Source organism: Curtobacterium sp. 458 (assembly GCF_030406605.1).
Lineage (GTDB): Bacteria > Actinomycetota > Actinomycetes > Actinomycetales > Microbacteriaceae > Curtobacterium.
Genome location: NZ_CP129104.1, coordinates 3,331,105 through 3,352,471, shown reverse-complemented (window position 1 = coordinate 3,352,471; position 21,367 = coordinate 3,331,105). Strand labels below are relative to the sequence as shown.

Here is a 21,367-nt window from a genome sequence, read left to right as displayed (position 1 = left end):
CCCGATGCGGGCGCATGCTCCGACGAACCACGCGTCGATCGACACGTGGTTCGTCGGGACGCGCGCGTTTCGTGAACCCCCGGCCCGCGGCCCCTCCCCGCGCTACCCGAGCAGCTCGGGCCGCTCCCACTCCTCGTCGAGGACGTGCTGCGCCAGGAACGCGAACACTGTCTCGTACCAGACCGTCGCGTGCTGCGGCTTGAGCACCCAGTGGTTCTCGTCCGGGAAGTACAGGAACCGGTGCGGCATCGTGCCGTCCGCCGCCGCGTGGTGCTCCGCGAGCTCCGACCACAGCCGCAGCCCTTCGCCGATCGGCACCCGGTAGTCCTTGTCGCCGTGGATCACGAGCACCGGCGACGTGATGTCGGCCACGAACCGGTGCGGGTCGTTCTCGCGCATGCCCTCGGCGTCGAAGATCGACTGCCAGTACTGCGACATGTCCGTGGTGCCGTTGAACTGCTCGAGCGCCCAGAGGCTCGCGTGGGTCACGATCGCCCGGAACCGGTCGGTGTGCCCGGCGACCCAGTTCGCCATGTACCCGCCGAACGACCCGCCCATCGCTGCGGTCCGGGTCTCGTCGATGTCGCCGCGAGCCTCGACCGCGTCGGTGATCGCCATGAGGTCGGTGTACGGCGCCTGCCCCCACGCGTTCCACCCACGGTTGACGAAGTCGAGCCCGTACCCGGTCGACAGCGCGGGGTCGGGCAGGAGCACCGCGTAGCCGCGCGCGGCCATGAGCTGCGGACTCCACCGCCACGACCACTGGTTCCACGAGTTCAGCGGTCCGCCGTGGATCCAGAGGAGCAGCGGGTGCGGTCCGTCGCCCTCCGGCAGGACGAGCCACCCACGGACGCGCGTGCCGTCCGCCGCGGTGGTCTCGACGTCCTCGATGGTGCTGGGGACCGCGGGGAGCGGCGCGGGGGTCGCGAGGACGGTCACGGAGCCGTCGGCGGCGATCCGGACCGGGTGCAGCGGCGCCTGCCAGGAGGCACGGAGCGCCACGACCTCGCCGGTCGCCTCCGCCACGCGCAGGTTCGAGTACGCCCAGTCGTCGTGGGTCAGCTGTTCGACCGGGCCGCCGTCGAGCGGGATCCGGAACACGGGTGCCCGGCCGTCCTGGTCGGCGGTGGCGAGGAGCGCACCGTCCCCGTGCTCGAACACGAGTTCGCTCGGCCAGCGGTCCCAGTCGGCTGCGATCCGTCGGGCTCCGGCGACGTCGACCGTGCCGTCCGCGGCGATCCCGGCGGTCCAGACCTCCTGCTCGTGCGCACCCGCCGGCGTCGAACGCTCCGTGCGGACCCACGCGACGGTGCGGCCGTCGTGGCTGGTGCGGGGCATCTCGTGGTCGACGTCCGGCTCGTCGAAGACCACGGTGCGGCTGCCCGTGGCGACGTCGACGGTGACGAGGACGGACCGGAAGCCCCGGGCCTCCTGCACGCCGACGGCCGCGACGAGCGTCCGGCCGTCCGGGGTCAGCGCACCGTCGACGTGGTCGAGCGTCCGGGCCGGCGTCGGGGTGAGGTCGACCGGGAGCGGCAGGTGTGCCGGGTAGTCGGGTGCGTCCTCGCCGGGAGCCGGACGATCGGCGTCGTCACGCTCGCGCAGACCGCCGAGGTCGAGCGCGAGCACGTGCGTCTCGTCCGGGCCGAGGTCGTGGTCCCAGAAGCGCACCGGGTAGGTCTCGTGCAGGATCGCCCCGACCTTCAGGTCCTTCCGCCGCTTCCGCAGTGCGCCGTCGGCCGCGAGGAACGACGCAGGAGCGTCGGTCGTGGCCTGCGCACCCGGGAGGAGGGACGCGGTGAGGGCGACCACGTCGGCACCGGCGGCCGTCGCGAGGACGCCACCTGCGCCTCCCGGCAGGGCGGTGACCGGACGGGCCTCGCCACCCGCCGCGGGGAGCAGCCAGAGCTGAGCCGCGTCGTCGGAGCCGGACTCGTCGGGCCGGCCGGACACGAAGAGGACGTCACCGGCGCGCGTGACCGCGATGCCGCCCTCGCCCTTCGCGGACCTGGTCAGCCGGACGGGCGTGCCGGAGCCGTCGGCGGGGACGCTCCAGACCGAGCGGCGGTACCCGGTGCGCTCGTCGTCGAGGGCGCTGACGGTGAGGACCACCCGCGACCCGTCCGGAGCGACCGCGATGCCGTCGACTCGTGGGAGGGCGGTGAAGTGGTCCAGGTCGGAGAACGGCGTCGTCATGACCCCACGCTAGCCACGTCCGGCGACACCGCGTGGACCTACGCCCAGAACGCGGCGATCTGCTCCGCGACGGTCGAGCCCTGGCGGTGCCCCTGCTCGGCCGACGGCGCCTGTGTGGACAGCGCGAGTGAGTTCGTGCCGAAGGCGTGCTGCGAGGCGCTGTCCGCCACGACGGTCTCGACCGAGCTGCCGCCGGCCCGGAGGCTCTCGACCGCGACGTCGAGCCACGGCCCGAGCGGCGACGGACCCTCGGGGCCGCAGGCGATGACGAGCACCCGCTCGTACCCGGCGGCGACGTCGGCGTTCGTGGCCGATCGCAGCCCGCCGTCGATGTGGGGGACCCCGTCGATGGACACGGGCGTCCAGACGAACGGTACCGAGCAGCTCGCCGCGACCGCGCGGGCGAGCGGCACGCCCGAGTCGGCGGTGAGCACCCGGAACGTGCCGTCGGTGGCGTCGATGGTCGTGACGCCGAGCGGCTTCGACGGCCACCCGGAGCCGGGGATGGTCTGCTCGAAGGTCGCGATGCGTTCCTCGTCGGTCTGGCCGCCGACGGACTGCTGCGCCACCGCGCCGAGTCGAGCACGGGCGTCCTGGTCGTCACGTGCGCCCGCGAGGACCTGCTCGAGGCGGGTCTGGAAGTCCTCCGAGGCGATGACCGGAGGTTCCTCGTACGTCGACGGCAGCGGGGCGTGCTGCTGCGCGTAGGCATCGGCGACCGCGCCGGCGCGCACGAACGTCCCGACGACGCTGCCGGCGCTCGACCCGACCACGAGGTCTGCGGCGTCGAGGTCGACCCCGGCTTCCTGCAGGGCGGTGAGCACGCCGAGTTCCCAGGCGATGCCGGCGACGCCGCCGCCTCCGAGGACGAGTGCGCGGGTGCCGGGGACGGGTGTCGAGACGTCGGTCATGGGTCATGCTTACCAACCGCGCCTGCCCTGACGGGCCGCGGCGCGCGGCCTGTGGACGGCAATGTGTCCGGGCCAGCGTGTGCAGGAGAGGTGGGGGAGACGGACTGGAGGCCCGTGGCGGCGTCGCCACGGGCCTCCAGTCCGATGCTGGGGAGCGTCGGTCAGACGCCTGCCGTGCTCCGGATCCAGCTGGCGCTCTGCGTCAGCACCGCGTAGTTCGACCCCGCGTGCGTGTTCGCTCCCGGGTCCGCCACGTCGCCGGTCGAGCACACGCCGACGACCTTGCCGTTCACGAGGAGCGGGCCGCCCGAGTCGCCGTGGTTCGAAGCGCCCGAGACACCCGTCACGTGCTGTGCCGTGCCGTTGTAGGCGTCGACCGACCGACCGGTCAGGTTGACGCTCGCCTGGTACAGGCCCGTGCTCGGGGCGCTGTTCGCCCGGTTGCCGTAGCCCATGATCGTGCCCGTGCCGGACGACTTCGTCGTGTACGCGAGGTCGAGCGGTGCGTACGACGAGAGCGTCTTCGCGGTGCGGAGGTGCACGAGGGCGATGTCGCCGGACGGTGCCGAGTACAGGCGGTCGACGGCCGTGGCGGTGCCGCGGTTGGTGGTGCTGTTCGAGTGGTAGACGTTCATCGCGGTCGTGCCGTCGACACAGTGGTTGGCGGTGAGCACCCACGAGGCGTTGATCTGCTCGCCGGTGCACCCGTACGTGCCGGACCCGCCCTGCTGGAAGACGAGTTGCACCTCCCACGGGGTGCTCGGTGCCTGCTCGCCGCCGATGACCTGCGGGGAGACGGTGGCGGCGTTCGCCGCGGAGGCTCCGAAGGTGCCGCCGAGGAGGACGATGGCGGCGGTCGCGAGGAGCGCCGTTGCTCTGGTCTTGAGTCGCTGCTGCATGGGGATGATGTTCTTCCCACCCTCGTTCGGGGGGCAAGTCGGCGTTGCAGGGGACAACACTCGTACCCTCGTGCCGCGCCCTGTGGACAACCCTGCCGACGTCGGTGGGGTGTCCTAGCGTCGTCGTCATGACAGGGGAGCGAAGCATGGTCGACCGACGGCGGCGCCGCGCCGGTGCGGTCGTCTGGCCGATCGTCGTGGCGACCGCGCCCACCGCTGCGTTCCAGCTGCCGAACCTCGTCGCGGGCCCCGGGCTGAAGGTCTCGCTCGTCGTGTTCGGCCTCGTGGTGCTCCTCGCCGCGGTCGTCGTGCAGGTCGTCCGCGCGCGCAGGGCCGCCGCCTCGGTGGCCGCGGCCGCAGCCGTCGCCCGGTCCACCGAGCTCGAGCAGGGCACCGCCGTCCGGTACGCGTTCGGCCAGCTCGCCTCGAGGCTCACACGCTTCGCGGAGCTCCGGCGGTACGAGCGTCGGCAGGAGCTCCCGGGCTTCGCGGACCGGATCGCCGTCGCGTTGGCGTTCTACCTCCTGCCGGGCGTCCCCGACGTCCGCGCGAACGTGTACCAGCTGTCGGCGGACCTCCGGGCGCTCGAGCCGATCGGGCACGGGGGAGCGGAGGACACCGCCGGGGTGTTCCGGGCAGGCACGCCCTACGGCGACCGCAACCTCGACTGGGTGCTGGTCGGGGGCGGTCCACGTGTCGTCGGGGACCGCACCGCCGACGTCGACGCCGACGAGGACCTGCCCGGGTTCGAGCCCCGCTACCGCTCGTACGTGTCGGTCGTGATCCGCTCCGAGGAGTACTCGTTCGGCATGCTCACCGTGGACTCGCCCGCTCCGGACGCGTTCACGGACCTCGACGCCAAGTACGTCGCCCTGATGGCCTCGTTCATGGCCGTCGCGTTCTCGCTCGCGTCCCCGTTCCCGGACCGGGACCGCAACCACCGGAAAGGCCCGTGATGCGCACACGATTTGTCGGACGCTCGACGTACGATCCACGCATGACCATCGTGACCCCCGAACCGAAGCCCTTCGGTCGGTCCCGGGTGTACACCCCGAACTGGACCGACGACACCACCGACGCCGACTACGAGGACCGCGCCGTCATCGCCGCGAACATCGAGCGTGAGCGGGTCGCTGCCCGTCGTCGCTTCGAGGCACGGCTCGCCGCCGCCCTCGCCCGCTGACCCCACAGCCACCGACCGACGGACGGAGCGCCGCGACCACCGGATCACCGGCGGTCGCGGCGCTCTGTCGTCCCGGGTGCTCCGTCGTCCTCGGCGCTCCGTCGTCCTGGCCGCTCCGTCGTCCGCGGCGCAGGGAGCGGCCTCACTCCCCGCTGACATCGATGAGCACCTTGCCGACGGCGTCGCCCTCGACGGCGTCGTGCGCCGCCGCGGTCTTCTCGAGCGGGAACCGGGTCAGCGGGAGGCCGGCGCCCTCACCCACCGGCAGGACGCCGTCGTGGAGCGCCGCGGTGACGTCCTCGGCGGCCGCGGCGAGGGCCTCGTCACCGATCGTGTAGAGCAGCAGGAACTGGTAGCGCGCGTTCACGCCCATGTTCGGCCGGATCGGCAGCGTCGCGTCGTCACCCCCGTTGTTCGCGTAGATCGACACGACACCGTGGTTCGCGAGCACCTCGGCGACGAGCTGCGCGTTCTGCGGGATCGACACCTCCACGACGATGTCGACGCCGTCCGGAGCGATGCGCCGGATCTGGTCGGCAGCGTCCTCGTCGCGGTAGTTCACCGTGTGGTGCGCCCCGGCAGCGGTCGCGAGCGCGGCCTTCTCGTCGGAGCTGATCGTCGACACGACGGTCGCGCCCGCCCAGCGTGCGAGCTGGATCGCGGCGTGACCGACCGCGCCGGCGCCGCCCGCCACCAGGACGGTCCTGCCGTCCAGCGCCCCGGGAGCGAGTCGGTCCGGACCGTGCTCGTGCGTGGTGAGGGCGCGGTGCGCGGTCATCGCCGGGACGCCGAGCGAAGCGCCGACGTCGTGGCCGGTGCCGTCGGGCAGTGGCACGGCTCGCTCGGCGGGGACGACGGTGTACTCCTGCGCGGTGCCGGTCGGGCGACCGGAGGCGGCCATGAACAGCCAGACGCGGTCGCCGACCGCCAGGTGGCCGACGCCCTCGCCGACCGCGTCGACGACGCCCGATCCGTCCTGGTTCGGCGTGATCTCGGGGAACGGCAGACCGTCGCCGTAGGTGCCGCCGGCGCGGGCCTTCCAGTCGGTCGGGTTGACCCCGGAGACGACGACGCGGACGCGCACCTCGCCGGGGCCCGGCTCCGGGAGCGGGCGCTCCTCGAGGGTCAGGACGGACGAGTCACCGGGCTTCGAGTAGACGACAGATCGCATGCCACCAGGCAACCACCAGGCCCGGGCGGCGATTCCAGCCGACGTGGAGCGCGGCTCAACCGCGTCGCGCGTCGTACGTCTCGCGCGACCCTGCCACGTCGTCCATGTGGTCCGTGGCCCAGCGTTCGAGCGGCTCGAGCACGGCGCGGAGGGACCGTCCACGCTCGGTGAGCTCGTACTCGACCCGCGGCGGGATCTCAGGAAAGACGGTCCGGGTGACGAGCCCGTCCCGCTCCAGGGCGCGGAGCGTCTGCGTGAGCATCTTCTGCGAGACGCCCTGGACCCGGTTCGCGATCGCCGAGTACCGCTGCGGGCCGTCGACGAGCGAGCCGATCGTGAGGACGCTCCACCGGTCGCCGATGCGGTCGAGGAGTTGGCGCGACGGACAGTCCGCCGCGTAGGGGGTGTACTCGAGAGCGGACACGCTGGCCTCCGTTACGCACCATGAGGTGCCTACTTACCGATGGAGAGTAACACCCGTACAGTGAGTCACGAAGGGCAACCGCTCCACGAAAGGACCGCCATGACCAGCATCGTCGTCTTCGGAGGCACCGGGTACGCCGGCTCCGCCATCACCCGCGAGGCGCTCTCGCGCGGCATCACCGTCACCGCCGTCGCGCGCGACACCTCGAAGCTCGAGCCGGCGGACGGCCTCACCCTCGCCCAGGGTGACGCGTTCGACACGGACTTCGTCGCCGAGGTCGCGAAGGGCGCCGACGTGGTCGTCGTCGCCCTCCACGCCGTGCAGGCCGACGGTTCGGAGCTCAAGGACCGCTTCCAGCACTTCGTCGACGCTGCCTCGGCCGCCGGTGCGCGCCTCGGGATCGTCGGCGGCGCTGGATCGCTGTTCGTCGCGGAAGGCGGCCCGCGCCTCTTCGACACCCCGGAGTTCCCGGACGCCTTCAAGGGGGAGGCGAAGAGCCACGCCGCGATCCTCGACGCGCTCAAGGCGTCGGACACCGAGGTCGACTGGTTCTACGTGAGCCCGGCGGCGGCCTTCGGCAGCTACAACCCGGGCGAGCGGAAGGGCACCTACCGCACCACCGACGACGTGCTCCTCACCGACGCCGAGGGCAACTCGGACATCTCCGGCGAGGACTTCGCCATCGCGTTCGTCGACGAGATCGTCACGCCGGTGCACCACCGGGCGCGCTTCGGCGTCGCGTACTAGACGCGACCGAACTGAAGGCCCGTGGCGACCCCGCCACAGACCTCCCGTCCGTCCCGCACCACGAAAGCGACATCGAACCAGGTCTCGGGCCCGGTTCGATGTCGCTTTCGTGGTTCGCCGCGGCCGCGGCCGCGGCCGCGGCCGCGACCACGCGCGCGTCAGCGCTGCCCGACGATCGCGGGCATCGGCACGTGGTGGCGCATCCGCACCGCGAGGTGCAGCCCACCCCGCCGAGCGAGCACGAGCCCCACGACCGCCGCGGCCACCGCGGGGACGCCCCCGGCGACGACCATGCCGACGTGGGCGCCGAAGTGGTCGACCACCTGGCCCATGATCGGTCCGCCGATGGCCTGGCCACCGAGCAGCACGAGGACGTAGAGCGACATCACGCGACCACGGATCGCGACGTTCGATGACAGCTGCACGAGGGAGTTCGACGCCGTCATGAACAGCAGTTGTGACATCCCCACCGCGACGAGCGCGACCGTGAAGGGGGCGATCACCGGGACCGCGCCGGTGACGACGAGCAGTACGCCCGTCCAGAACACGCCGCCGACGATGGTCCGGAGGCGGACGACGGCGCGCCGGGTGGAGAGCAGCGCCCCGGCAAGGGCACCGATCGCGACCGCGGAGTTGAAGACGCCGTAGCCGCCGGCGCCGACGTCGTACACCTCGGACGCGAACGCCGACAGCAGGACGGGCATCGTCAGCGCGAACACCGAGAAGAACGCCATGAGCACGACGGGCACGAGGATGGTCGGCTTGCCCATCGCGTAGCGGAGCCCCTCGACGAGCTGTCCCTTCGTGCGCGGTGCCGGCGGGGTGCGGTGGAGCTCGGACACCCGGAGGAACCCGAGCGTCACGACGACCGCGGCGCACGCGACGGCGTTCACCCCGAACGACCACCCCGCTCCGACGGCCACGAGGAGCGCGCCGGACAGCGCGGGGCCGATCATCCCGCCGAGCTGGAACACACTCGAGTTGACGCTGATCGCGTTCCGGAGGTGCTGGTGCCCGACGATCTCGGTGACGAACACCTGCCGCGCCGGGTTGTCGATCACGGTCACCATGCCGACGACGAACGCGATCACCCAGATGTGCCACGCCTGCACGACCCCGGTCAGGGTGAGCACGGCGAGGACGAGCGACAGGACCGCGAACGCACCCTGGGTGAGCATCATCAGCGCACGCTTCGAGAACCGGTCGACGATGACGCCGCCGAACAGTCCGAAGAAGAGCATCGGGGCGAACTGGCACGCGACGGTGATGCCGACCTGCGCGACCGAGCCGGTGAGCTGCAGGACGAGCCAGTCCTGCGCGATCCGCTGCATCCACCCGGCGGTCATCGCCACGAGGTTCGTCGCGGTGAAGATCCGGAAGTTCGGCACCGACAGGGCGATGAGTGTGTGCCGCCAGGGTGGGCGCTCGGCGACGACGGGGAGGGGTTCGGTGGGCGGGGGGAGGGTCGTCGATGACGCACTCACGGCTGGGGGTCTCCGGAGGTCGAGGCGGAACGGTCGGACGGTACCCACTCGAAACTAGTTGCCCGAGATCCATTCGATCCCCGTATGGTTGCTATCACTCCATTGCGAAGTCGAATGAGGGGGTCCGTCGTGCTCGACCCGGTGCTGTTGCGGACGTTCCTCGCGGTCGCGGAGACGCGGAGCTTCACGGCCGCCGGGGTCCGCCTCGGCATCAGCCAGCCCACGGTCTCGCAGCACGTGCGACGGCTCGAGGGCGCGGTCGCCCGGACCCTCGTCGCGCGGGACACCCGGGGTGTGAGCCTCACCGACAACGGGGACGCGATGGCCGGCTTCGCCCGGACGATCCTCGCGGCGCACGCCACGGCGGACGCGTACTTCTCGGGGGCAGCCACCCGCGGCCGGCTCCGCTTCGGCGCGGCGGACGACCTCGCGATCACGCAGTTGCCGCGGATCCTGCGGGACTTCCGGCGACTCCACCCGCACGTGAACCTCGAGCTGACGGTGAACCAGTCCGCGCCGCTGCTCCGCCGGGTGCACGCGGGCCAGCTCGACCTCGTGTTCATCAAGCAGACCGCGGGGGAGTCGGCCGAGGGAACCCGCGTCGCGACGGACCAGATGGTGTGGATGGCGCAGGACGGCATCGCGCTCGAGGACGGCGAGCCCGTGCCGCTCATCGTCTACCAGGCGCCGAGCATCAGCCGGCAGATGGCGATCGACGCCCTCGAGGCTGCCGGCCGCACGTGGCGGATCACCTGCAACACCCGCGACGTGAACGGGGTGCTCGCGGCGGTTCGGGCGGGGATCGGGGTCGCGGTGTTCCCGCACTCGCTCATCCCGGCCGACCTCGTGAAGGTGTCGCAGCGCCTGGCGCTGCCCGACCTGCCGGCGGTGGACTACGTCCTCATCGCCAACCCGACGACGCAGCGCGAACCGGTCGACGCGCTGACGAACGCGATCCTGTCCCGCGGCGTGATCCGCGCGGTCTGAGCGACGGCGCGCGTGACCCGACGGCGCCGCGCAGCTCGGCGGCGCAGCGCGGCTCGACGGCGCCGCGCAACCCCTGCGGCGCGAGCGTCGGGACGGCGTCGCGCAACCGCCACGGCGCGAGCGTCGGGACGGCGCCGCGCAACCGCTACGGCGCGAGCGTCGGGACGGTCCCGGTCCCCGTGAGGTCGGGGAGCGTCACCCCGGCAGTCGGCAGGAGCGCGGACGCCACCGCCCACAGCAGCACGAGGGTCCCGACGCCGCCGAGCACGGCACCGAGCAGTGCGACCGGGCGCTGCCACGTGGCCGAGCGGTCCCGCAGGACGATCCCCGACAGCAGGAGGGCGAGCACCCCGAGCACGAGCCCGACGCCGTGCACGGTGCCCGGCGCGGTGAACCACCACGCCGCCAGGCCGAGCGTCGCGATGCCGGCGACGGCACCGAGGACCGCCCCGGGCGTCGCACCGATCCGGCGCGCACCGGCCCCGGCGTCGGCCGTCGCGTCCGGCGCCGCACCGGTCGGGGCTGCGCCGGCCTGGAGGAGCGGCTCGGTCGGGGCGGGTTCGCGCACCACGGGCGCGGCGACGGTGGGGGACTCGTCGACCGTCCGCGCGTCGGTTCCGGTCCGGCTCGACGTGGACGGCGCGGGTCCGGTCGGCGCGGGCACGGACGGCGCGGACGCGGCGGCCGGAGCGGGTGTGGTCGGCGCTGCCACGACCTGGTGCTGCGCGAAGCGTGCAGGGGTGCGGTAGCCGACGGGGCCGGTCGGGGCCGGTTCGCTGCCGGCCACGACGACGTGCTCCAGACCGGGCACCGAGAACCGCGGCTGGCCGACCACCGGGACGGCCGGTGCCGGAGGCGCTGCGGGAGCGGTGGCCGCGGGCGGGGTGAGCGGCGCGGCGTCGACGGGTGACACCGGTGCCGGCGTTGGACGCACGAGCTGGTCGAACGGGAGCGTGTGCACCGCGGGCGAGGTCGGTGCCGGCGGCAGGAGGTCCTCGTCCGGCGGGAAGTCCGGCACCACGACGCCGAGCGGCGAGTCCACGGATCCAGCGTCACCGAGCGGTGCGCCGGGCACGTCAGGTGCACCGGGCGGGCCAGCGGCGGCGACGTGCTCCGGCCGGGCGACCGCGGCGTCGTGCGCCGGCCGGGCGACCGCGGCGACGACGGGTGCGGTCTCGGCGGCGGTCGTCGCGGTGGACCCGACCACGTGCTCGGCGGGGGCCGACGCGGCGGAGGCGGGGCGTGCCTCCAGGGCGTCCTCCGGCACAGCGGTGACCCAGGCAGGGACCGGCCGTCGGGGCCGGTCCGAATCCGGCATGCGATGCGACGCCACTGCTGCTCCCTCCGCTGGTCTGATCCATCGTCAGTTCTATCGGGAGCCTCCGGCCCGGGCGCATCCCCAGTTCGGGGCCGCGGACGGCAGCCCGTCGGTACGGTCGGGGCATGACCGGAATCGAACACCGTCCGCTCGGGCCCTCGGGGCTCGTCGTGTCCACCGTCGGCCTCGGCTGCAACAACTTCGGCCGGCCGGGCACCGCCTCCGAGTCGCAGGAGGGGACGAACGCCGTCGTCGGTGCCGCCCTCGACGCCGGCGTCACCCTCTTCGACACCGCCGACGTCTACGGCGGACGACCCGGGCTCAGCGAGGAGATGCTCGGGAAGGCCGTCGCCGGGCGCCGCGACGAGATCGTGCTCGCGACGAAGTTCGGCCTCGACATGCAGGGCGTGAACGGGCCGGACTGGGGCGTGCGGGGCTCCCGGCGGTACGTGCGGCTCGCCGTGGAGTCGTCGCTCCGGCGCCTCGGGACGGACTGGATCGACCTCTACCAGATGCACCGCCCGGACCCGGTGACCCCGATCGAGGAGACGCTCTCGGTGCTCGACGACCTCGTCCGCGAGGGCAAGATCCGCTACGTCGGCCACTCGAACTTCGCGGGCTGGCAGATCGCCGAGGCCGAACTCACCGCCTCGATCGCCGGAACCACGCAGTTCGTGTCCGCGCAGAACGAGTACAGCCCGCTCGCCCGCAGCGTCGAGGACGAGGTGCTGCCGGCGGTCCGGGCCTACGCGCTCGGGTTCCTGCCGTACTTCCCGCTGTACAACGGCCTGCTCACGGGCAAGTACACGAAGGCGGGCGGCCCCGCGGACGGCCGGCTCAGCACGGCGAAGCCGCAGCTGCTCGCGGACGCGCCGTGGGACGTGCTCGACGAGTTCCAGCGGTTCTGCGACGCGCGCGGGGTGACGATGCTGCAGGGGACGTTCGCGTGGCTCCTCGCACAGCCCGGGCTGTCGAGCGTGATCGCGGGGGCGACGAAGCCGGAGCAGATCACGCAGAACGCGGAGGCCGGCACCGCGTGGGCGCCGTCCGAGGACGACGTGGCCGAGATGACGGTCATCTTCGACGGCGCGGCGGCGGGTCGCTGAGTCGCTCATCGCGACCCGCTGACGGACGGGAGGCTCGGTGCCAGCCGGCACCGAGCCTCCCGTCCGTCGAGTGGTGACGACCTACATGTCGTGGTAGCGCTTCGCGGCGGCGAGCGCCTCGCGCAGCTCCGGCGCCGTCAGGCGCACCACGTACCCGGGGGTGTCGCGCTGGATGCGCCATCCCTCGGCGAGCGGACCGGCGTCGACGACGTCGAACCCGAAGGCGTCGATGAGGTCGGTGACGGTGCGCTTGGCGTCCTCGTCGTCGCCCGCGACCACGAGGGCGCGGCGGCCGGGCGTCCCGGCGGACTCGGCCTCGTCGGTGAGGGCGGGGGCGGCGATGTGGTTGAACGCCTTGACGACCTTCGCGCCGGGGAGGTGGTCCTGCAGCAGCTCGGCGGTGGTGGTCGTCTCGTCGTCGAGCGCCGCGATCTGCCCGTCGCGCTGCGGGTAGTAGTTGTTCGTGTCGATCACGACCTTGCCCACGAGGGGCTCGACGGGGATCGTGTCGATCGCGGCGAGCGGGGTCGTGACGACGACGATCTCGCCCGCGGCTGCTGCCTCGTCACGGGTGGCGGCGCGCGCGGACGGACCGAGTTCGTCCACGAGGTCCGAGAGGGTCTCCGGGCCGCGGGAGTTGGCGATCACCACCTCGTGGCCGTGCTGCACGGCGAGGCGTGCCAGCTGGGATCCGATGTTGCCTGCTCCGATGATGCCGATCGTGGTCATGGAGGACGCAACGCACGGGCCGGGACGGCATTCCCGGAGCATGATGGCGGCATGACCGAGGAGTTCCGCCACGAGGCCGACGAGAGCCGCTACGCGATGTACGTCGACGGCGAGCTCGTCAGCGTCCTCGACTACCGCGAGAACGGCGACGCGATCGCCTTCCCGCACACGTACACCGTGCCGAAGCACCGCGGGCACGGGTACGCCGCTGCCCTGGTGACGCACACGATCGACGAGGTCGAACGGACGTCGGACAAGCGCGTCGTCCCGATGTGCTGGTTCGTCGGGCAGTGGTTCGACGAGCACCCCGAACGAGCAGGCCTGCTCAGCCGCGGCGTCGCGGACTGAGCGGGCAGGACCGAGAGCAGGAGCCGACCATGACCGCGATCACCCCGTTCCTCTGGTACGACGACCAGGCACGGCAGGCAGCCGAGCTGTACGTCTCGCTCTTCCCCGACTCGCGGATCGACAGCGTCGCCGAGACCCCGGACGGCGATGCGCTCGTGGTCGAGTTCACGCTGCTCGGCCGGGGGTTCCGCGCCATGAACGGCGGCCCCGGTCACCCGCACAGCGACGCCGTGTCGTTCCAGGTCGACGTCGACACGCAGGAGGAGCTCGACCGGGTGTGGGACGCGCTGCTCGCCGACGGCGGACGGCCGTCGATGTGCGGCTGGCTCTTCGACCGCTGGGGTGTGGCGTGGCAGGTCACCCCGTCGATGATGGGCGAGCTCATGACCGGCTCGGGCGACCCCGCCGCGAACGCCCGCGTCTACCAGGCGATGATGCAGATGCAGAAGCTCGACATCGCGGCGCTCCAGGCCGCGGCAGCCGGCAGCTGACCCGGCGGGCCGTGCAGTCGGGGGCCGGCAGTCGGCCGGGTCTGGCAGTCGGCGGGTCTGGCATTCGGCGGGTCTGGCAGTCCGGTCAGCGACCGATCGGTATCCTCTGACCGCAAGGTACCGGGACGAGCCGGTGCGAGACGGCCCTCGACAGGCAGGAGCCACCATGGACCACCCGAGGTCCGATGTCCGGAACGCCGACGTCGGACGCGCCTACACCGAGCTCTCCCGCATCACGAGGCGGGCCAGCATCCGGGCGCGCGGGTCGGACGAGGTGCTCAGCGTCGTGGACCAGTCGCTCGTGGACTTCGTCGTCGAGCACCCCGGCTGCATGGCCATCGACATCGCCCGCTACCTCCGACTCAACCGGTCGACGATCTCCCGGCAGCTCTCGGGGCTCCTCGCGGCGGGACTGGTGCGGACGACCGACGGCGGTACCGGCAACGCGAAGCCGCTGATCGCGACCGAGGCCGGCTGCGCGGCACTCGAGCGGTCCGTCCGGCTGCACCGCGATGCCCTCGAGGAACGCCTCGCCGACTGGTCCGACGATGACATCGCCCTGCTCGCCGGGCTGCTCGAACGCCTCGGCACCGCGGACGAGGCCGGTCTTCCGATGCCGGCCCGCGGCGCCGCATCGTGACGACCTCGTTCGTCCTGCTGTCCGACACCCACCTGCCGAAGCGCGCGAAGGACCTCCCGGCCGCGCTGTGGGACGACGTCGACGCCGCCGACCTCGTCGTGCACGCGGGGGACTGGGTGGACCTCGCGACGCTCGACGCCGTCGCCGGCCGGTCGCGTCGGTTCGTCGGGGTCCGCGGCAACAACGACGGCCCGGAGTTCGACGACCGGCTCCCGCTCGAGGCCCGCTTCACCGTCGAGGACCTCCGCTTCGCGGCCGTGCACGAGACGGGCGCCGCGACCGGACGGGAACGCCGCGCCGCCGCCGCCTTCCCGGACGTCGACGTGCTCGTCTTCGGCCACTCGCACATCCCCTGGGACTCGGTCGCCGACACCGGACTCCGCCTGCTCAACCCCGGTTCGCCGACCGACCGCCGCCGCCAACCGGACCACACCTGGATGCGTGGGACGGTCGACGGCACGGAGCTGACCGTCGAGCTCGTCCGGCTGCCCCCGCGCTGACGCACGCAGCGGTCGCACGGCGGCGACCGCCCCTCGGCGGTCACAGCGCCATCCGGAAGAACGCCTCCTCCCACACGGTCGACCGACGGTGGGCACGCGCCATGCGCCCTCGCTCCTCGGCGGTCGCCACGGCGGCCAGGCGTTCCACCTGCTCGGTGGCCTCGGCGCTCGCCGCGGCGAAGCCCGGGTCGCCGTACGCCGAGACCCAGTCCGCGTACGGGTGCCCCTCGGGCGCGACGCCCAGCCGCGTCCCGACCCAGGCGTACACCCGGAAGCAGGGCAGCACGGCGGCCGCGAGCACGGCCGTCGAGCCGGAGTCCGCCGCGGCCTGCAGGTGCGCCAGGTAGCCGGCGCACACGGGGTGCACCGGATCGTCGGCGTGCGCGTCCCCGAGGCGTCGGTGGTGCAGGTCCCGCGCCTCGGCGGCACACCCGTCGGCGGCGGTGCGCCAGAACGTCGCGGCCGCGCCGGACGACCGGTCGGCCAGGGTTCTGAGGTGGCGTTCGTACGTCCGGAGGTAGTGCACGTCCTGCGCGAGGTACGCGTCGAACACGGGGGGCGGCAGCGTCCCGTCGGCCAGACGACGGAGGAACTCCCCGGCCAGGGTCGCGTCGCGGACGTCGGCGACGTCCTCCCACCACGTCCGGGTCCACGGGACGGGCGGCAGCGCGGCCCGCGTCGCGGCACCGTGGTCGACGGGGCCGTTCCCGGCGCCGACGTCGAGCGCGTCGGCGTGCTCGAGCGCGGTCGTGAGCCACCGTTTGGCCGCTCCGACCGCGAGCTCCCAGTCGCCGTGCCGTGCGGCGAGCGTGGCGATCGCGCTCGACAGGGAGCAGCCGGTGCCGTGGGTGTTCGCCGTTCGGATCCGCGGTCCGCGGAAGACTCGCGAGCTCCCGTCCGGGGACACCAGTACGTCGTCGGACGTCGGGCCGTCGTCGTGCCCGCCCTTCGCGAGCACGAGTACGTCCCAGGTCCGGGCCACCAGGGCTGCGTCGTCCGGCGCAGCGTCGCCGTCGGCGGTGGCTCCCGCGCTGGTCGTCCGCCGCGCCAGGTCGGCGAGCACCCCGAGCTCCGCCCGGTTCGGCGTGAGCAGGTCGGCGTGCGCGAAGAGGTCGGTGAGCGCGGCCTCGGCGTCGACGGACAGCAGTCGGTCGCCGCTCGTCGCCACCATCACCGGGTCCACCACGACGACCGGCGGTCGGTGCTCGGCGAGCCATGACGTGACCGTCGACACGACCTCAGCCGTCCCGAGCATCCCGACCTTGACGGCGTCGATCGTCACGTCGTCCGACACGGCGTCGAGCTGCTCGCGCAGGAACGTCGTCGCCGGGAGGTGGACGGCGCGCACACCGGTGGTGTTCTGCGCGACGAGCGCGGTCACGACACCCATGCCGTAGCCGTCGTGGGCGGCGATCGCCTTGAGGTCCGCCTGCAGTCCGGCGCCGCCCGTCGGGTCGGTCCCCGCGATCGTCAGGACCCGTGGGACGCTCACCGGACACCGTCCTGGAGGCGCGGTGCACCCGGCCGGTCAGCTCCGGTCCGCCAGGCGGTCACGTACGCGGCAGCGGCCGCCCCGGGGTCGGCAGCCGCGCAGATGCCGGAGACGACGGCCACCCCCGCCGCTCCGGCGGCGCGGAGCGGCGCGACGTCGTCGAGGGTGACGCCGCCGATCGCGACGCACGGCAGCCCGGTGACGGCGGCGATCCGGGCGAACCCGTCGACGCCGAGCGGCGCGGGGTGGTCGGGCTTCGTCGTGGTGGGGTGGACGACGCCCACACCGAGCAGGTCGACCGTCCCGGCCGGCAGGGCAGCGACGGCCGCGAGGTGCTCCGGCGTGTTCGCGGTCAGACCCACGTGGGCCGCCGGTCCGAGCAGGGCACGCGCGGCGGTCACCGGCACGTCGGACTGGCCGAGGTGCACGCCCGCGACGCGGTGTCCGGCGTGCCGCGCGGCGAGCACGACGTCGAGCCGGTCGTCCACCACCACCGTCGCCCGGTCGCCCACCGCATCGGCCACGGCGGCCGCCAATCCCGTGAGGCCTCGCGCCGAGGCCTGCTTGTCCCGCACCTGCACGGTGCGGACCCCGGCGGCGACCGCGGCCCGGACCACACCGAGGACGCCGAGGCCGTGCCGTCCGGCCAGTTCCGTGTCCGTCACGAGGTACACGCCGAGGCCGTCTCCCGCCGTGCGAGCAGCCGCGGTCACCGCTCGCTCCGAGTCGGCACGGCAGGGGTGGAGTCCGCCGTGCCCGTGCCGTCCTCGGTGGACACGCGGGAGCGTTCCACGAGGTCCTCCGGTGTGAGGGACGCGAGCCGGTCGAGGAACAGCGGCTGGAACGTCCCCGGACCACCGGCGTCCCGGGCGGCCAGCTCGGCCGCCACCGTGTACGCCACGGTCGCGGCCACGGCGGCGTCGCCGGGGTCGGCGGTGACCGACGCGAACGCGGCGACCACCGCACCGAGCGCGCACCCGCCGCCGGTGATCCGGGTCAGCAGGTCCGTCCCGTTCGCGACCCGCACGACGGTCCCGTCCGGGGCGACCACCAGGTCGACCGGACCGGACACCGCCACGGCGCCCACGCGCCTCCCGGCCGATGCGCTCGCAGCGGCCCTCGCGTCGTCCGTGGTGGCCGTCGCGTCGGTCCCTCGGCCTCCGGCCGCGCCGTCGAGCAGGGCGAGCACCTCCGAGGCGTTGCCCCGCAGAACGGTCGGCCGCAGGGCCAGCAGCTCGTGCGCGAGCGCGGTCCGGACGGGGAGCGCCCCGACCGCCACGGGGTCGAGCACCCACGGCGTCCCGGCGTCGACGGCCGCGGTCGCCGCCTCGACGGCGGCGTCACGGGTCTCCTCGTGCGGTGTGCCGGTGTTCACGAGCAGCGCGTCGGCGACCCGGGCGAACGGACCGGCCTCGGTGCGTACGTCGACCATGGCGGGGGAGGCCCCGACCGCGAGGAGCACGTTCGCCGTCACGTTCTGCACCACGGTGTTCGTGACGCACTGGACGAGCGGGGCCCGGGCACGGACGGCCTCGAGCAGGTCGGCGCACCGGAGCACGAGGTCCGGCGCAGCGGTGGTGGGTACGGGCGCAGCAGTGCGCATGGACGATCCCTTCGCGAGTACGAGCTCGAGCAGGTTCGACGGGTGTGATCTCAGCCGCGGTCGCGGCACCCCGCGTCTCGATCGTCACCGTACACGACGCTCCGTGACCCACGGCGGTCACACGGACAGCCGTGTGTGGGAAGGTGGACCGGTGCCCGACGTCCCTGGTGTGAACCGCCTCCCCGGTGTGGACGGCACCACGCCGCCCGGGCCGCCGCCGGGCCCCCGCGACCCCGGTGACGCGTGGGCGATCGGCCCCGACGGCACCAAGGCGTGGGGACGCTTCGGCGCGGCGGGCCTCCTGGTCGACGACGGCTCCGGACGCGTGCTCCTCCAGCACCGCGTCGAGTGGAGCCACCACGGCGGCACCTGGGGCATCCCCGGCGGCGCCCGGCACCAGGGCGAGGACGCGGTCTCGGGCGCCCTCCGCGAGTCCGCCGAAGAGGCAGGTGTCCCCGAGGAGGGCATCGACCTCCGACACACCGCGGTCCTCGACCTGGGGTTCTGGACCTACACGACCGTCGTCGGACGCGCCTCCCGGCCGTTCGAACCGGTGATCGCCGACCGTGAGAGCCTCGCGTTGTCCTGGATCCCCGTCGGCGAGGTCGCGGACCTCCCGCTCCACCCCGGCTTCGGTGCCTCCTGGCCGGCGCTCCGCGCGTCCCTCGACACCTCGCCCCGGGTCGTGGTCGACGCCGCCAACGTCGTCGGCAGCCGACCCGACGGCTGGTGGCGGGACCGCGCCGGCGCCGCCGCCCGGCTGGTCGACGGCGTCAGGGTGCTCGCCGCGGACGGCGTCGCCTCGGCCGAGCTCGACCTCCCGTTCGCCCACTGGTGGCCGCGCTGGACGGTGGTGCTGGAGGGCGACGCCCGGGAGGCACGGCTCGCCCCCGACACGTCCCCCCGCCCCGTCGACGTGGTGCGGGCAGCGGCGTCGGGTGACGACGCGATCGTCGCCGCCACCGAGCAGGCACTCGCTGACAGCGACGCGCCCGTGCTCGTCGTCACGGCGGACCGGGAGCTGCGCTCCCGCGTCGAGGCGCTCGGCGCCGGCGTGCGCGGCCCGGCATGGCTACGCGACGCGCTGCCGGGCTGACCTGCCGCGCTGCCGGCGCACCGCACCTGCCCGCACTCGGTGACCCACCGTCGGGCGCGGGGCGGCGCGCTCAGGCCGGGATGTGCCTCCCGGACGACACCGCGATCGCGACCCACGAGACCACGCCGAGCGCGACGACCACGGCGAGGACGACCGGGACGGCCACGAACCCGGCGACCGCCGCGATCACGGCGGGCGCGAGGAAGCCGGCGTACGCCGCGGCGTAGAAGACGCCGGTCAGCCCGGCGAGGTCGCGCGTGCCGGCGATCCGCTGGACCTCGAGCAGTGACGACACGAGCGCGAGGCCGATGCCCACGCCGATGACGACGTTCGCGCCGAGACCGATCCACACGGACTGCAGGGCGATCGCGAGGGCGACGACCGCGATGCCGACCGTCATGAGTGCCACCGCCACGGCGAGGCCCCGCGCGGAGGTCACGGAGTGCACGCGCTTCGCGATCGGCTGCACCGCGCTGGAGACGCCGAGGGCGATCACGGTCGCTGCGGTGGCGAAGACGAGCCCCCACGTGCCGGTCGCGCCGGCGAGCTGCGTCGGCAGGTAGCCGTACCCGATCGCCACCGAGCCGAAGATCCACGGCGCCGCGACGAGCACGACGCGGGTGAACCGACGGTGTCCGGCGCTCGGGATGCGCAGCTGGCGCCACCAGGGACCCGGGAGGCCTCCGGCTGTGTTCGTCTCCGGGGTCCGCCAGACGATGATGGCGAACGGCAGGGCGACCGCGATGTGCACGAGGAACGGCAGGACCTCGGGGATCGGCCCCCACTGGGCGATGACCCCGGCGACGAGTGCTCCCGACGCCGATCCGAGGGTGAACGCGAGCGACGCCCGTCGGGCCCCCGAGCCGGAGTCGGCGCGGGGGTCGAAGCGGCCCTGCGAGAGCTCCTTCACCCAGCTGTTGCCGACCGCCATCGCGATGCCGACCGTGGCGCCGGAGAAGAGCCTCCCGGCGGCGAGGAACGCGGGACTGAACGGCCCGAGCGCCAGGAGCCCGCTCCCGACGACGGCGGTGCCGATGCCCACGAGCAGGAGCGGGCGCCGGCCGTGCCGGTCGGACAGCGACCCGGCGACGAGCAGCGCCGGCGCGAGTCCGAGGACGTAGACCCCGAGGAACACATTCACGAGCACGGACGAGTAGTGCTGCCGCTCTTCGTACATGAGCAGCAGCGGCGAGAACTGGTTGCCTCCCCACGAGCACACGAACACGGCACCCCAGGCGGCCACCCACGGCAGGACGCGGCTGCGCGTCCGCGGCAGCGCGACCGAGCCGGTGGTGGGCACGCTGCCGGTGGTGGCGTCGGCCGCGCTCACAGGGCGCCCCGGTGCGACGCGACGTGGGCGCGCAGGACCTCGGCGTACCGGGCGGCGTCACCGGCCTCGATCGCGGCGGCGAGGGCGTGGTGGTCGTCGAGCGACGCCTGCAGCTGTTCGGGCCGGAGTCGCATGAGGTGGTGGCGGAGTCGTTGCTGGCGGTCCCGCAGGGTCTGCGCGAACATCACCGCGATCCCGTTCCGCGAGGCGCCGATGACCGCGCCGTGGAACTCGGCGTCCACCTCGACGAACCGGTCGACGTCCCCCGCGGCGACCGCCTCCTGCTGCTCCGTCAACATCGACCGGAGGACGGGGACGAGCTCCGCCGCCCGGCCGTCGGTGACCACCCGGGTCGCCGCGGTGGACTCGATCGCCTCCCGCATCTCGAGCACGTCGGCTGCCTCGTTCGGGGACATCGGGCGGACGACGGCTCCCTTCCGGGACTCCAGGGTGATGAGGCCCTCGGCCGCGAGCCGCAGGAACGCCTCGTGGACCGGTGTCCGGGACACGCCGATCTCCTGGCAGAGCGCGTTCTCGCTGATCGCGGTCCCGCCGGGCAGGTCGCCGCGGATGACGGCGCGCTTCACGTGGTCGTAGGCGCGGTCCGACGCTGCTGCGGTGCTGGTCGAGGCTTCCACGACGAACGATCCTACGCCTTGCATGCAACGCTGCACGCATTTCCTCGACGTGACGTTCCCGTGACGTCGTGCGT

The 21,367-nt window shown here is 73.5% G+C and carries 23 protein-coding genes and 1 riboswitch; of the genes, 10 read left to right on the top strand and 13 right to left on the bottom strand.

Annotation, left to right across the window (positions count from 1 at the left end; all coding sequences use genetic code 11):
• Positions 1–102 precede the first annotated feature (102 nt).
• The 3 genes from QPJ90_RS16160 to QPJ90_RS16150 form a co-directional block, all read right to left on the bottom strand.
• Complete coding sequence (locus QPJ90_RS16160) at positions 103–2,196, bottom strand: prolyl oligopeptidase family serine peptidase (protein WP_290132160.1); 2,094 nt, start codon at positions 2,194–2,196, stop codon at positions 103–105.
• A 38-nt stretch (positions 2,197–2,234) separates the two neighbouring features.
• Positions 2,235–3,107 carry a patatin-like phospholipase family protein gene (locus QPJ90_RS16155; RefSeq protein WP_290132159.1) on the bottom strand — a complete coding sequence of 291 codons (873 nt, stop codon included), beginning with the start codon at positions 3,105–3,107 and terminating at the stop codon, positions 2,235–2,237.
• A gap of 161 nt (positions 3,108–3,268) precedes the next feature.
• Positions 3,269–4,006, bottom strand: coding sequence for a S1 family peptidase (locus QPJ90_RS16150; RefSeq protein WP_290132158.1), 738 nt, complete (start codon positions 4,004–4,006; stop codon positions 3,269–3,271).
• Between the two features lie 128 nt (positions 4,007–4,134).
• Here QPJ90_RS16150 and QPJ90_RS16145 point away from each other — a divergent pair, with 128 nt between their 5' ends.
• Both QPJ90_RS16145 and QPJ90_RS16140 read left to right on the top strand, forming a co-directional pair.
• Positions 4,135–4,962 carry a GAF domain-containing protein gene (locus QPJ90_RS16145; protein WP_290132157.1) on the top strand — a complete coding sequence of 276 codons (828 nt, stop codon included), beginning with the start codon at positions 4,135–4,137 and terminating at the stop codon, positions 4,960–4,962.
• A gap of 41 nt (positions 4,963–5,003) precedes the next feature.
• Complete coding sequence (locus QPJ90_RS16140) at positions 5,004–5,189, top strand: hypothetical protein (protein ID WP_290132156.1); 186 nt, start codon at positions 5,004–5,006, stop codon at positions 5,187–5,189.
• Between the two features lie 142 nt (positions 5,190–5,331).
• Here QPJ90_RS16140 and QPJ90_RS16135 read toward each other — a convergent pair whose 3' ends face one another.
• Positions 5,332–6,360, bottom strand: coding sequence for an NADPH:quinone reductase (locus tag QPJ90_RS16135; protein ID WP_290132155.1), 1,029 nt, complete (start codon positions 6,358–6,360; stop codon positions 5,332–5,334).
• A 55-nt stretch (positions 6,361–6,415) separates the two neighbouring features.
• Positions 6,416–6,784 (bottom strand): helix-turn-helix domain-containing protein, encoded by a 369-nt coding sequence (locus QPJ90_RS16130; RefSeq protein ID WP_290132154.1) that lies wholly within the window; start codon positions 6,782–6,784, stop codon positions 6,416–6,418.
• 99 nt (positions 6,785–6,883) lie between these two features.
• Here QPJ90_RS16130 and QPJ90_RS16125 point away from each other — a divergent pair, with 99 nt between their 5' ends.
• Positions 6,884–7,531, top strand: a complete 648-nt coding sequence (locus QPJ90_RS16125; RefSeq protein ID WP_290132153.1) for an NAD(P)H-binding protein — start codon at positions 6,884–6,886, stop codon at positions 7,529–7,531.
• 158 nt (positions 7,532–7,689) lie between these two features.
• Here QPJ90_RS16125 and QPJ90_RS16120 read toward each other — a convergent pair whose 3' ends face one another.
• Entirely contained in the window at positions 7,690–9,015 is a 1,326-nt protein-coding gene (locus QPJ90_RS16120; RefSeq protein WP_290132152.1) for an MFS transporter, read from the bottom strand.
• A gap of 129 nt (positions 9,016–9,144) precedes the next feature.
• Between QPJ90_RS16120 and QPJ90_RS16115 the strand changes: the two genes are divergently transcribed.
• Positions 9,145–10,002: a LysR substrate-binding domain-containing protein gene (locus tag QPJ90_RS16115; RefSeq protein WP_290134258.1), complete on the top strand. Its 858-nt coding sequence runs from the start codon at positions 9,145–9,147 to the stop codon at positions 10,000–10,002.
• A gap of 145 nt (positions 10,003–10,147) precedes the next feature.
• Here the strand turns inward: QPJ90_RS16115 and QPJ90_RS16110 are convergent, their stop codons facing one another.
• A complete protein-coding gene (locus QPJ90_RS16110) occupies positions 10,148–11,269 on the bottom strand; it encodes a hypothetical protein (protein ID WP_290132151.1) in 1,122 nt (373 codons plus the stop codon).
• Positions 11,270–11,445: 176 nt separating this feature from the next.
• Here QPJ90_RS16110 and QPJ90_RS16105 point away from each other — a divergent pair, with 176 nt between their 5' ends.
• Positions 11,446–12,426 carry an aldo/keto reductase gene (locus QPJ90_RS16105; protein ID WP_290132150.1) on the top strand — a complete coding sequence of 327 codons (981 nt, stop codon included), beginning with the start codon at positions 11,446–11,448 and terminating at the stop codon, positions 12,424–12,426.
• Between the two features lie 81 nt (positions 12,427–12,507).
• Here QPJ90_RS16105 and QPJ90_RS16100 read toward each other — a convergent pair whose 3' ends face one another.
• A complete protein-coding gene (locus QPJ90_RS16100) occupies positions 12,508–13,155 on the bottom strand; it encodes an NAD(P)-binding domain-containing protein (protein WP_290132149.1) in 648 nt (215 codons plus the stop codon).
• 51 nt (positions 13,156–13,206) lie between these two features.
• Between QPJ90_RS16100 and QPJ90_RS16095 the strand changes: the two genes are divergently transcribed.
• The 4 genes from QPJ90_RS16095 (at position 13,207) to QPJ90_RS16080 (ending at position 15,134) form a co-directional block, all read left to right on the top strand.
• Positions 13,207–13,503 carry a GNAT family N-acetyltransferase gene (locus tag QPJ90_RS16095; RefSeq protein ID WP_290132148.1) on the top strand — a complete coding sequence of 99 codons (297 nt, stop codon included), beginning with the start codon at positions 13,207–13,209 and terminating at the stop codon, positions 13,501–13,503.
• Between the two features lie 29 nt (positions 13,504–13,532).
• A complete protein-coding gene (locus tag QPJ90_RS16090) occupies positions 13,533–13,994 on the top strand; it encodes a VOC family protein (protein WP_290132147.1) in 462 nt (153 codons plus the stop codon).
• 166 nt (positions 13,995–14,160) lie between these two features.
• The gene (locus tag QPJ90_RS16085) at positions 14,161–14,634 is read left to right on the top strand and encodes a MarR family winged helix-turn-helix transcriptional regulator (RefSeq protein ID WP_290132146.1); all 474 of its coding nucleotides are present in this window, start codon (positions 14,161–14,163) and stop codon (positions 14,632–14,634) included.
• Entirely contained in the window at positions 14,631–15,134 is a 504-nt protein-coding gene (locus QPJ90_RS16080) for a metallophosphoesterase (RefSeq protein ID WP_290132145.1), read from the top strand. The genes QPJ90_RS16085 and QPJ90_RS16080 overlap by 4 nt, the downstream gene beginning before the upstream one ends.
• A 40-nt stretch (positions 15,135–15,174) precedes the next feature.
• Here QPJ90_RS16080 and thiD read toward each other — a convergent pair whose 3' ends face one another.
• The 3 genes from thiD to thiM form a co-directional block, all read right to left on the bottom strand.
• Positions 15,175–16,626: a bifunctional hydroxymethylpyrimidine kinase/phosphomethylpyrimidine kinase gene (gene thiD / locus QPJ90_RS16075; RefSeq protein WP_290132144.1), complete on the bottom strand. Its 1,452-nt coding sequence runs from the start codon at positions 16,624–16,626 to the stop codon at positions 15,175–15,177.
• A complete protein-coding gene (gene thiE / locus QPJ90_RS16070) occupies positions 16,623–17,339 on the bottom strand; it encodes a thiamine phosphate synthase (RefSeq protein ID WP_290132143.1) in 717 nt (238 codons plus the stop codon). The genes thiD and thiE overlap by 4 nt, the downstream gene beginning before the upstream one ends.
• Positions 17,336–18,229: a hydroxyethylthiazole kinase gene (gene thiM, locus QPJ90_RS16065; RefSeq protein WP_290132142.1), complete on the bottom strand. Its 894-nt coding sequence runs from the start codon at positions 18,227–18,229 to the stop codon at positions 17,336–17,338. The genes thiE and thiM overlap by 4 nt, the downstream gene beginning before the upstream one ends.
• Positions 18,218–18,312: riboswitch (TPP riboswitch) on the bottom strand. Its footprint overlaps the gene before it by 12 nt.
• A 104-nt stretch (positions 18,313–18,416) precedes the next feature.
• Here thiM and QPJ90_RS16060 point away from each other — a divergent pair.
• A complete protein-coding gene (locus QPJ90_RS16060) occupies positions 18,417–19,325 on the top strand; it encodes an NUDIX domain-containing protein (protein ID WP_290134257.1) in 909 nt (302 codons plus the stop codon).
• 70 nt (positions 19,326–19,395) lie between these two features.
• Here the strand turns inward: QPJ90_RS16060 and QPJ90_RS16055 are convergent, their stop codons facing one another.
• Positions 19,396–20,625, bottom strand: coding sequence for an MFS transporter (locus QPJ90_RS16055; RefSeq protein ID WP_290132141.1), 1,230 nt, complete (start codon positions 20,623–20,625; stop codon positions 19,396–19,398).
• 26 nt (positions 20,626–20,651) lie between these two features.
• A complete protein-coding gene (locus QPJ90_RS16050) occupies positions 20,652–21,293 on the bottom strand; it encodes a GntR family transcriptional regulator (protein ID WP_290132140.1) in 642 nt (213 codons plus the stop codon).
• Positions 21,294–21,367 lie beyond the last annotated feature (74 nt).

What these genes read in the sequence shown, in the direction of transcription:
- QPJ90_RS16160 (WP_290132160.1), bottom strand. Translation starts at nt 2,196, where the DNA reads ATGACGACGCCGTTCTCCGACCTGGACCACTTCACCGCCCTCCCACGA.
- QPJ90_RS16155 (WP_290132159.1), bottom strand. Translation starts at nt 3,107, where the DNA reads ATGACCGACGTCTCGACACCCGTCCCCGGCACCCGCGCACTCGTCCTC.
- QPJ90_RS16150 (WP_290132158.1), bottom strand. Translation starts at nt 4,006, where the DNA reads ATGCAGCAGCGACTCAAGACCAGAGCAACGGCGCTCCTCGCGACCGCC.
- QPJ90_RS16145 (WP_290132157.1), top strand. Translation starts at nt 4,135, where the DNA reads ATGACAGGGGAGCGAAGCATGGTCGACCGACGGCGGCGCCGCGCCGGT.
- QPJ90_RS16140 (WP_290132156.1), top strand. Translation starts at nt 5,004, where the DNA reads ATGACCATCGTGACCCCCGAACCGAAGCCCTTCGGTCGGTCCCGGGTG.
- QPJ90_RS16135 (WP_290132155.1), bottom strand. Translation starts at nt 6,360, where the DNA reads ATGCGATCTGTCGTCTACTCGAAGCCCGGTGACTCGTCCGTCCTGACC.
- QPJ90_RS16125 (WP_290132153.1), top strand. Translation starts at nt 6,884, where the DNA reads ATGACCAGCATCGTCGTCTTCGGAGGCACCGGGTACGCCGGCTCCGCC.
- QPJ90_RS16105 (WP_290132150.1), top strand. Translation starts at nt 11,446, where the DNA reads ATGACCGGAATCGAACACCGTCCGCTCGGGCCCTCGGGGCTCGTCGTG.
- QPJ90_RS16100 (WP_290132149.1), bottom strand. Translation starts at nt 13,155, where the DNA reads ATGACCACGATCGGCATCATCGGAGCAGGCAACATCGGATCCCAGCTG.
- QPJ90_RS16095 (WP_290132148.1), top strand. Translation starts at nt 13,207, where the DNA reads ATGACCGAGGAGTTCCGCCACGAGGCCGACGAGAGCCGCTACGCGATG.
- QPJ90_RS16090 (WP_290132147.1), top strand. Translation starts at nt 13,533, where the DNA reads ATGACCGCGATCACCCCGTTCCTCTGGTACGACGACCAGGCACGGCAG.
- QPJ90_RS16085 (WP_290132146.1), top strand. Translation starts at nt 14,161, where the DNA reads ATGGACCACCCGAGGTCCGATGTCCGGAACGCCGACGTCGGACGCGCC.
- thiM (WP_290132142.1), bottom strand. Translation starts at nt 18,229, where the DNA reads ATGCGCACTGCTGCGCCCGTACCCACCACCGCTGCGCCGGACCTCGTG.